At 64.4% G+C, this 942-nt stretch carries 1 protein-coding gene; it reads left to right on the top strand.

Annotated elements, in window-relative coordinates; translation table 11 throughout:
* Nucleotides 1-15 precede the first annotated feature (15 nt).
* Nucleotides 16-942, top strand: a 927-nt coding sequence (locus EN750_RS36395) for an ATP-dependent helicase (RefSeq protein WP_245482925.1), incomplete at its 3' end; no start/stop codon positions are given.

Below are 942 nucleotides of genomic sequence, written 5' to 3'. Positions count from 1 at the left end.
ACTACATTCGGGGCAATGTCCGGCTTTTCCGAAGACATGCCCTTTTTCGACGAACCCAATGCGCGGCCCACGGCCCCGTCGGGCATCGCCGCGCGCGCCATGGCTGCCCGCAGCGGTCAAAACAACGCACCCGACTACCTGAAGGGCCTCAACCCGGAGCAGCGGCTAGCTGTTGAAACCACCGAAGGTCCGGTTCTGGTGCTGGCCGGAGCGGGCACCGGCAAGACCCGCGTGCTCACCACCCGCATCGCCCACATCCTCGCCACCGGCAAGGCGTTCCCGTCGCAGATCCTCGCGGTGACCTTCACCAACAAGGCCGCGCGCGAGATGAAGATCCGCATTGGCGTGCTGATCGGCGAAGGCAATGTCGAGGGCATGCCATGGCTCGGCACCTTCCACTCGATCGGCGTGAAGCTGCTTCGCAGACATGCCGAACTCGCCGGTTTGCGCTCCGACTTCACCATCCTCGACACCGACGACGTCGTGCGGCTGATCAAGCAGTTGATCCAAGCCGAAGGTCTGGACGACAAGCGCTGGCCGGCCAAGCAGTTCGCCCAGATGATCGACGGCTGGAAGAACAAGGGGCAAGGCCCGGCCGACATCGCCGAGGGCGATGCGCGCGCCTTCGCCAATGGCAAGGGCCGCGAACTCTACAAGGCCTATCAGGAACGGCTGAAGACGCTGAACGCCTGCGATTTCGGCGACCTGCTCTGCCACCCGATCCGCATTTTCCGCGCCAATCCGGATGTGCTGAAGGAATACCACAAGCGCTTCAAATACATCCTCGTCGACGAGTATCAGGACACCAACACCGCCCAGTACATGTGGCTGCGCCTCCTGGCGCAGCGGCCGCAAGGCAAGCCGATCTCCCCCCTTGAGGGGGAGATGTCCGGCAGGACAGAGGGGGGCGCCTCGCGCCGACAGGCTGGAGGGACAGCGCCC

The organism is Mesorhizobium sp. M7A.F.Ca.ET.027.03.2.1 (assembly GCF_003999175.1).
GTDB lineage: Bacteria > Pseudomonadota > Alphaproteobacteria > Rhizobiales > Rhizobiaceae > Mesorhizobium.
This window is presented reverse-complemented; position numbering and strand designations above follow the sequence as displayed.